This window comes from Pseudomonas sp. Q1 (assembly GCF_009935975.1).
GTDB lineage: Bacteria > Pseudomonadota > Gammaproteobacteria > Pseudomonadales > Pseudomonadaceae > Aquipseudomonas > Aquipseudomonas palleroniana.
In genome coordinates, this window is record NZ_QODI01000027.1 from 1 (window position 1) to 10,141 (window position 10,141).

At 64.7% G+C, this 10,141-nt stretch carries 1 protein-coding gene; it reads left to right on the forward strand.

Annotated elements, in window-relative coordinates; all coding sequences use genetic code 11:
- On the forward strand, positions 1-9,906 hold a 9,906-nt coding region (locus DK870_RS28040; RefSeq protein ID WP_161550314.1), incomplete at its 5' end, for a non-ribosomal peptide synthetase.
- Positions 9,907-10,141 lie beyond the last annotated feature (235 nt).

A 10,141-nucleotide genomic window follows, 5' to 3' on the forward strand; every position in this document is an offset into this window, starting at 1 on the left:
CCACAAGGAGAAGTGGAAACCGTACTGGCGCAGATCTGGGCCGACCTGCTCAAGGTCGAGCAAGTCGGTCGTCACGATAACTTCTTTGAACTGGGCGGCCATTCGCTGCTGGCGGTCAACCTGATCGAACGCATGCGCCGCGCCGACCTCAGTGCCGACGTGCGCGTGCTGTTCAGCCAGCCGACTTTGGCAGCGCTGGCCGCTGCGGTGGGCAGTGGGCGTGAGGTAGCCGTACCGGCCAACCTGATCACGCCCGATTGCGTACGCATCACCCCGGACCTGCTGCCCCTGGCGGACCTGGACCAGGCGGCGATCGACCGCATCGTCGCCAGCGTGCCGGGCGGCGTGGCCAACGTGCAGGATATCTACGCCCTGGCACCGTTGCAGGAAGGCATCCTGTACCACCACATCGCAGCGGAGCAGGGCGATCCGTACTTGCTGCAGTCGCAGCTGGAATTCGACGATATCGAGCGTCTGCAGGCGTTTGCCCAGGCCTTGCAGGCGGTGATCGAGCGCCATGACATCCTGCGCACCGGCGTGGACTGGGAAGACCTGGCCATTCCCGCCCAGGTCGTCTGGCGCAAAGCCGAGTTGCCAGTACAAGCAGTGGACCTGGACCCGGCCGATGGCGATATTCTCAGCCAACTGCATGAGCGTTTTGATGCCCGGCATTACCGCCTGGAGGTCAGCCAGGCGCCGCTGGTTCGTCTGGTGTACGCCGAAGACCGCGCCAACCAGCGGATCGTGGCGATCCTGTTGTTCCATCACCTGGCGCTGGACCATACGGCCCTGGAGGTCGTCAGCCAGGAAATGCAGGCCAGCCTGCTGGGACTGTCCGAGCCATTGGCGGCGCCGATCCCGTATCGCAACTATGTGGCTCAGGCGCGCCTGGGGCTCAGTGAGCAGGAGCACGAAGCGTTTTTCCGCGACATGCTCGGCGATATCGAGGAGCCGACCTTGCCGTTCGGTTTGCAGGACGTACAAGGCGAAGGCCATGCCATCCGTGAAGCCTCGCTGGCTCTGGACGCCGATTTGAGCCGGCGCCTGAGGGCGCGGGCGCGGCTGCTGGGGGTCAGCGCCGCGAGCGTGTTCCATCTGGCGTGGGCGAAGGTGCTGAGCAGCGTGTCCGACTCGCGGCAGGTGGTGTTCGGCACCGTCCTGATGGGCCGCATGCAGGGCGGGGACGGCGCTGACCGGTCGCTGGGCATGTTTATCAACACCCTGCCATTGCGGGTCGATACCGAAGGCTTGGGGGTGCAGGCCGCCGTCAAGGCGACCCATGCACGCCTGACCGGCCTGTTGGGGCATGAACATGCCTCGCTGGCCCTGGTGCAACGTTGCAGTGGGGTTGCGCAGTCGACCCCGCTGTTCAGTGCGCTGCTCAACTATCGCCATAGCCCGGCGGCCCATGCCGGCCTGACGGCCGAGATGGAGCAGGCCTGGCGCGGCATGCGCTTCCTGACGTCCGAGGAGCGCACCAACTACCCGGTCAGCCTGAGCGTCAACGATCTGGGCGAAGACTTCAGCCTGGATGCACTGACGGTTGCATCGGTCGATCCGCAGTTGATCTGCGGTTACCTCGTGACCCTGCTTGAACAGCTGGTCGATGCTCTGGAGCACGCGCCACAACGGGCGTTGGAGCAACTGTCGATCCTCTCGCCGGCCCAGACCCGCCAGTTGCTCGCGGATTTCAACGCCACCGACGCGGATTACCCACGGGACCTGACCGTGGTGCAGATGATCGAAGCGCATGCCTTGCACACGCCACATGCCGTCGCGGTGGTGCTGGGCGACCAGGCGTTGAGCTATCGCGAACTGAACGAACAGGCCAACCAGGTCGCGCATCACTTGCGCAGCCTGGGTGTGCAGGCCGATGCACGCGTCGCCCTGTGCATGGAGCGCAGCCTGGCGATGATTGTCGGGCTGCTGGGCATCCTCAAGTCGGGGGCTGCCTATGTACCGCTCGACCCCGAGTACCCCGCGCAACGCCTGGCCCTGGCGCTGCAAGACAGCCAGCCGCTGGCGGTGCTGGTCCACGCAGCCACCCGGATGGTGCTGGAGGATTCGGGTGTGGCACAGGTCGACCTGGACGCACTGTCGTTGACCGCACAGCCACGCCACAACCCGGTCGCGGTGGCCGGGCCGAATGACCTGGCCTACGTGATCTTTACCTCCGGCTCCACCGGCCGCCCGAAAGGGGTGATGGTGGAGCATGGTTCGCTGGTCAACCACATCACCTGGCAGACCCGCACGTTTGGTTTTGATGCCAACGAACGGATCTTGCAACGTACCTCGGTGGCCTTCGACGCCTCAGTCTGGGAAATCTGGACGCCGTTGGCGATTGGCGCACGCCTGGTGCTGTTGCCGGCGCAAGCCTCGAGGGACGTCGAGCAAATGGCGCAGACCCTGGTGGAACACCAGGTCAGCGTTGCGCAATTTGTGCCAAGCCTGCTGCGCCTGCTGGTGCAACTGCCGGACAGCGGCGTGCGCTGCCGTTACCTGTTCAGCGGCGGTGAAGTGCTGGAGCCGCAACTGGCAATGCAGGCCCGGGCGCTGACCACTCACGGGATCGTTAACCTGTATGGGCCGACCGAAGCCACCATCGACAGCACGTCGTGGACCTGCGACGGCAGTGCGCCGGTCGAGTCGGTGCCGATTGGCAAGCCCATCGCCAATGCCCGGGCCTATGTGCTCGACGCACGCCTTGAACCGGTGGCGCTGGGTGTGGTGGGCGAGTTGTACATCGGCGGTGCCGGTGTGGCGCGTGGGTATTTGGGCCGCGATGACTTGACGGCCGAGCGCTTCCTGGCGGACCCCTTCACCGGCAACGGGCGCCTGTACAAGACCGGCGACCTGGTGCGTTACCTGGCCGATGGCACGCTGGAGTACGTGCGACGCAATGACGATCAGGTCAAGTTGCGTGGTTTGCGTATCGAATTGGGCGAAATCGAAGCGCACCTGGCGGCGCATAGTTCTGTGCAGGAGGCCGTGGTGTTGGTGCGTGATGAGCGCCTGGTGGCGTACTGCACGCGGCGCGATGCGCAGTCGCAGATCGATATCGAAGCCTTGCGTGAGCATGTGCAGCAGTCTGTGCCGACCTACATGGTGCCGCAGGCCTATGTGGTGCTGGAGGCACTGCCGCTGAGCCCCAACGGCAAGCTGGACCGCAAGGCGCTGCCGGAGCCGGGCATGGAAGCGGTGATTGCACGGGGTTATGAAGCACCCAGCGGTGCGGTCGAGACCCTGCTGGCACAGCTCTGGGCCGATGTGCTGAAGGTGGACAAGGTCGGTCGCCACGACCACTTCTTCGAACTGGGCGGGCACTCGTTGCTCGCCGTCAGCCTGATCGGACGCATGCGCCAGGCCGGCCTCAACGCCGACGTGCGCGTCCTGTTCAACCAACCGACCCTGGCGGCGCTCGCCGCGGCCGTGGGCAGCGGGCGCGAGATCCAGGTGCCGGCCAACATCATCCCGGCCGGGTGCACGCACATTACGCCGGACTTGCTGCCGCTGCTGACCCTGGATCAGCCGAGCATCGACCGTATCGTCGCCACCGTCGTCGGCGGCGCGGCCAACGTGCAGGATATCTACCCGCTGGCGCCGCTGCAGGAAGGCATTCTTTACCACCACATCAGCGCCGAGCAGGGCGATCTGTACGTGCAGCAGGGGCAGTTCGCGTTTGCCGATCTTGCACGCCTGCAGCAGTTTGCCGAAGCCTTGCAACGGGTTATCGACCGCCACGATGTGCTGCGTACCGGGTTTGTCTGGGAGGGCCTGGAGCAACCGGTGCAGGTGGTCTGGCGCCAGGCGCGGATGGTCACCCGCGCGGTGCAGTTCGATCCGCGCGGCGGCGATATCGCCGCGCAACTGGCGGCGCACGTCGACCCGCGCCGCCATCGTCTGAACGTGACCCAGGCGCCACTGATGCAACTGGTATACGCCGACGATGAGGCCGGCCAGCGCATTGTCGCCACGCTGCTGTTCCACCACACAATCATGGACCACATGGCGATGGACGTGGTGTGGCGGGAAATGGAAGCGTTCCTGCTCGGCAAGGGCGATGAATTGATCGCCTCGGTGCCTTACCGCAACTACGTGGTGCAGACGCGCCTGGCCAGTCGCGAGCAGGAACACGAGGCGTTCTTTCGCGACATGCTCGGCGATATCGAGGAGCCGACCCTGCCGTTCGCACAGCAGGACGTGCGCGATGACGGCTACGATATCGAAGAGGTCGACCTGACCCTGGACGCCGGCTTGAGCCGACGCTTGCGCGTGCTGACTCGCCAAAATGGCGTCAGCCCGGCCAGCCTGTTCCACCTGGCCTGGGCACGTGTGCTGGGGGTGGTTTCCAGCACTGAGCGGGTGGTGTTCGGCACGGTGATGATGGGCCGCTTACAAGGCGGTGAGGGCGCCGACCGGGCGGTGGGCATGTTTATCAATACCTTGCCGCTGCGCGTCGATATCAGCGGCCAAGGCGTGCAGGAGGCCGTCAAGGCCACCCATGCGCGTCTGTCGGGCTTGCTTGCCCATGAGCTGGCCTCACTGGCCCAGGTCCAGCGTTGCAGTGCTGTGCCGCAGTCCATGCCGTTGTTCAGTGCGTTGTTCAACTACCGCCATACGCCGGACAATGCTGCTGAAATCACCGAGGCGTCGCGTCGTGCGTGGCAAGGCATGGAGTTGTTACAGGCGCGGGAGCGTTCCAACTACCCACTGACCTTGAGCGTCAACGATTTGGGCGAGGCTTTCAGCCTGAGCGCACTGGCGCTGGCATCGATTGGCGCGCAACGCCTCTGCGAGTACGTGAACCGGGTCGTCGAGCAACTGGTCGAGGCGCTGGAACACGCCCCGTACACCGCGATGAACAGCCTGTCGGTGCTGCCCGCCGAGGCGCGTCGGCAGTTGCTCGAAGGCTTCAACGCCACCCGTGTCGACTATCCCCACGGCCTGACCATTCACCAACGCTTCGAGCAGCAGGTCGAGTTGTACCCGCATACGCTGGCGGCGGTGTACCAGGGCCAAAGCCTGACCTACGTCGAACTGAACCGCCAAGCCAACCAACTTGCGCACCAGTTGATCGAACTCGGGGTGCAACCCGACGATCGCGTGGCGATCTGTGCGCAGCGCAGCCTGGAAATGCTGGTGGGCCTGGTCGCAATTCTCAAGGCCGGTGCGTGCTATGTTCCGATTGATGCGGCGCACCCGGCCGAGCGCCTCAGTTACCTGCTCGGCGACAGCGCACCGGTGGCCGTGTTGATCCAGCCGGCGCTGGCGCAGCGTCTGCCGACCCTGACCGTGCCGGTATTGGAACTCGACAGCCGTCTGTGGCAAGGCCCGTCCAAAGGCAACCCACAGATTGCCGGCCTGACCCAGGCACACCTGGCGTACGTGATCTATACCTCCGGTTCTACCGGCCTGCCCAAAGGCGTGATGGTGGAGCATCGCACTTTGGAAAACCTGGTGAGCTGGCACTGCGATACGTTTGAACTGGGGCACGGCGGCAAGACGTCGAGCGTCGCCGGTTTTGGTTTCGACGCCATGGCCTGGGAAGTCTGGCCGGCCTTGTGCGTAGGGGCGACCCTTTATATGCCGCCGGCCCATGATGGCGGTGAAGACATCGATGCGCTGCTGCAGTGGTGGTTGGCGCAACCGCTGGATGTGAGCTTCCTGCCCACCCCAGTGGCCGAATATGCCATCAGTCAGGACCTGCAACACCCGACCCTCAAGACCCTGTTGATCGGCGGCGACCGCTTGCGGCAGTTCAACAAGCCGCAGCGTTTCAACCTGATCAACAACTACGGCCCGACCGAAGCCACGGTGGTGGCGACCTCCGGGCGCGTTGACGCCGGGCAGGTGCTGCATATCGGCAAGCCGGTGAGCAATGCCCAGGTGTATCTGCTCGATGAATACCAGCAGCCGGTCCCCCTGGGCGTTGCGGGAGAGTTGTACGTGGCAGGTGCCGGGGTGGCGCGGGGTTACCTGAACCGCCCAGAGATGACCGCCGAGCGCTTCCTCAAGGATCCGTTCAGTGCGGATCCGCAGGCGCGCATGTACCGCACCGGCGACCTTGCGCGTTGGTTGGAAGACGGCACCCTGGAATACCTGGGCCGTAACGATGATCAGGTGAAAATCCGCGGCGTGCGTATCGAGCTGGGTGAAATCGAAACCCGCCTGAGCGAACAGGCCGGCGTCCGCGAAGCCGTGGTGCTGGCCCGTGACGGACGCCTGGTGGCGTATTTCACTGAACAGTCGGCGCTGGATATCGACACCCTGCGCAGCGGTTTACAAGCTTGCTTGCCGGAGTACATGGTGCCGGTCGCCTATGTGCGCCTGGACCAGCTGCCGCTGACCGCCAACGGCAAGCTGGACCGCAAGGCGCTGCCGGAGCCGGATCAGGACGCGATGCTCAGCCGCGGCTATGAAGCTCCGCAGGGCGAGGTGGAAACCACCCTGGCGCAGATCTGGGCCGAGATGCTCAAACTGGAACAGGTGGGTCGCCACGACAACTTCTTCGAGCTGGGCGGGCACTCGTTGCTGGCCGTGGGCCTGGTGGAACGTATGCGCCAGGCGGGCTTGCAGGCGGATGTGCGCGTGCTGTTCAGCCAGCCGACCCTGGCCGCCCTCGCGGCGGCGGTGGGCGCCGGCAACGAAGTGGCGGTACCGGCCAATCGCATCGACATCGGTTGCACCCGGATCACTCCGGACCTGCTGCCCCTGGCCACGCTGGATCAGGCAAGCATTGACCGGATTGTCGCCAGTGTCCCGGGCGGAGTGGCCAACGTGCAGGACATCTATGCTTTGGCGCCGTTGCAGGAGGGCCTGTTGTATCACCACATCAGCGCCGAACAGGGTGACCCGTACCAGCAACATGCGCTGTTCGCGTTCGACAGCCGCCAGCGGCTGGACCGGTTCGCCCAGGCGCTGCAACACGTGATCGGTCGCCACGACATCCTGCGTACCGGGCTGTTCTGGGAGCAACTGGAGGTGCCGGTGCAAGTGGTCTGGCGCGAGGCCCCGCTGACGATGGACGAACTCGTCCCGCAGGCCGGCGAGGTGCTGACGCAATTGCGTGAGCATTTCAGCCTCGGCCGTCATCGCATGGATATCCGCCAGGCACCGATGATGCACCTGGGCTTTGCCCATGACCCGCAGCATCAGCGCTGGATCGGCATGCTGTCCTTTCACCACCTGGTCAACGACGCGACCTCCATGGGCGTGCTGGTGGCGGAAATCGAAGCGCACATGAGCGGGCGCGAGCAGAAACTGGGCGCTTCGGTGCCGTACCGCAACTATGTGGCGCAGACCCGCCAGGGCAAGGACCGTGCGGCCCATGAAGCGTTTTTCCGCGAGATGCTCGGCGACGTCGACGAACCGACGCTGCCGTTCGGCGTGCAGCGCATCGACAGTGAGCGGGATGCCACCGAGGAGGTCGATCACTGGCTGGGCGCTGCGTTCAGCCAGCGTCTGCGGCGCCAGGCACGGCAGTTGGGGGTGAGTGCCGCCACGCTGTATCACTGGGTCTGGGCCCAGGTCATCGGCGCGGTGTCAGCCCGTGATGACGTGGTGTTCGGCACCGTATTGCTCGGCCGCCTGCAGGCCGGTGACGGCGCCGAGCGTTCGCTGGGGATGTTCATCAACACCTTGCCGCTGCGCGTGCGCCTGAAAGATGAAAGCCTGACGGCGGCGGTCAAGAACACCCATGCGGCCTTGAGTCAGTTGATGGCTCACGAGCATGCGTCGCTGACGTTGGCGCAACGTTGCAGTGGCGTGGCCGCGCCGGCACCGTTGTTCAGTGCCTTGCTCAACTACCGTCATGCCTCGGCCAGCGTCAGTGAGGCCAGCCGCGTCGCCTGGGACGGCATCGAGATGCTCGCCAACGAAGGGGTCAACAGTTATCCGCTGATTCTCTCGGTGGATGACGTGGGCGAGGACTTCCGGGTCAGTGCCCTGGCGCCGCGCTCAGTGGGTGCGCAGCGGGTCTTGGGTTACGTGTGCACGACGTTGGCCGGGCTGGTCGAGCAGTTGGAACAGGCGCCGCATTCGGCAGCCAATCGCCTGTCGATCTTGAGCAGCGATGAGCGCCGGCAGTTGTTGCAGACGTTCAACGATACGGCGCGGGGCTACCCGCAACTGCAACCGCTGCATCAGGTGTTTGAGGCATGGGTACAAGCGCATCCGCACGCCCTGGCGGCGTCGCACGGCCAGCAACAGGTCAGCTATGCCGGGTTGAACGCACGGGCCAACCGCCTGGCCCATCATCTGATCGGCCTGGGGGTAGTCCCCGGTGACCGCGTGGCGATCCTGCTGGAACGCTCCGTGGACCTGCTGATCAGCCAGCTGGCAATCAGCAAGTGTGCGGCGGTGTATGTGCCGCTGGACGTCAACGCGCCGTTGGACCGTCAGGGCTTCATGATCTCGGACAGCGGGGCGGCTCTGCTGCTGACGGCTGCCTCGATCAAGGTGCCGGAGGGTGCTCGTCGCTTGGACCTGGACAGTCTGGATCTGATTCTCGAGCCGGATCATAACCCGGCGTTGGAACAGTCCGCCGAGACGGCGGCGTACATCATGTACACCTCCGGCTCAACGGGTACGCCGAAGGGCGTGCTGGTGCCGCACCGGGCGATCACGCGCCTGGTGATCAACAACGGTTATGCCGATTTCAATCAGCAGGACCGCGTGGCGTTTGCTTCGAACCCGGCGTTTGACGCCAGTACCCTGGATGTATGGGCACCTTTGCTCAATGGCGGCGCAGTGGTGGTGGTCGATCAGGACACATTGCTATCCCAGGCCGGCTTTGCCGCGCTGTTGCAGGAACAAGCAGTCAGCGTGTTGTGGATGACTGCCGGGTTGTTCCACCAGTACGCCGAAGGGCTGCTGCCGGTTTTCCCGCAACTGCGTTACCTGATTGTCGGTGGCGATGTACTGGATCCGAGCGTTATCGCTCGGGTCATCAAGGATGGCGCACCCCAGCATCTGCTCAACGGCTACGGCCCGACCGAGGCGACGACGTTCTCGACTACCCATGAGATTACGCGGGCAGACGAGGGCAGCATTCCGATTGGCCGTCCGGTGGGCAACAGCCGTGCCTACGTGCTTGACGCCCGTCAACAACCGGTGCCGGTCGGTGTCACCGGCGAGTTGTACATCGGTGGCCAGGGGGTTGCCCTGGGCTACCTGAACCGCGCTGACCTGACGGCGGAGAAGTTCCTCGCCGACCCGTTCAGCGACGGGGCGCTGATGTACCGCACCGGCGACCTGGTGGCCTGGCGTGCCGACGGCACCTTGCAGTATCAGGGCCGTAACGACCAGCAGGTGAAGATCCGCGGTTTCCGCATTGAACTGGGCGAGATCGAAACGCGCCTGAGTGAGCACCCGCAGGTCAGGGACGCGGTGGTACTCGCCCGTCAGGACGAGCCTGGGCACAAGCGTCTGGTGGCCTACTTCACCGAACGTGAAGCGCTGGATATCGAAGTGCTGCGCGCCTATCTGCAAGCGCAGTTGCCGGAGTACATGGTGCCGGCGGCCTATGTGCGCCTGGACAGCCTGCCGCTGACCAACAACGGCAAGGTCGACCGCAAGGCCTTGCCGGCACCGGACCAGGAGGCGTTGCTCAGCCGCGTTTACGAGGCACCCCAGGGGCCGACGGAAGTGGCCCTGGCGCAACTGTGGGAGAAGGTACTCAACGTCGGGCAGGTGGGGCGCCATGACCACTTCTTCGAGTTGGGTGGGCATTCATTGTTGGCGGTGAGCCTGGTCGAGCAGATGCGCAAGCAAGGGATGGACGCTGACTTGCGCGTGTTGCTCGCTCAACCGACGCTGGCTGCAATGGCCGCGGCGGTGGGGCAGGTCGAGCATGTGGTCGTGCCGCAATCGAGCGTGCCCACGTTCGAGCGCAAACGTCGGATCTGATCGACGCACGCCTGGCAGACCGACGCGGGTGAACCGCGCCGGTCTGTCGGGCGTGCGCGTTTTTGACAGTCACGTGTCACCCCTACGTTGTCCCTGCTTCCTATGACATACACCTTTCCGTGGATGTTTTAGTTTTCCAGCCCTGTGGGAAGCCCTGGGGCACGCATTCAACCCATCACTTTTTGAACCTGACGGCGACAGCGTCGAGCCCATGCCGGGCCGCACGCTGCTGTTT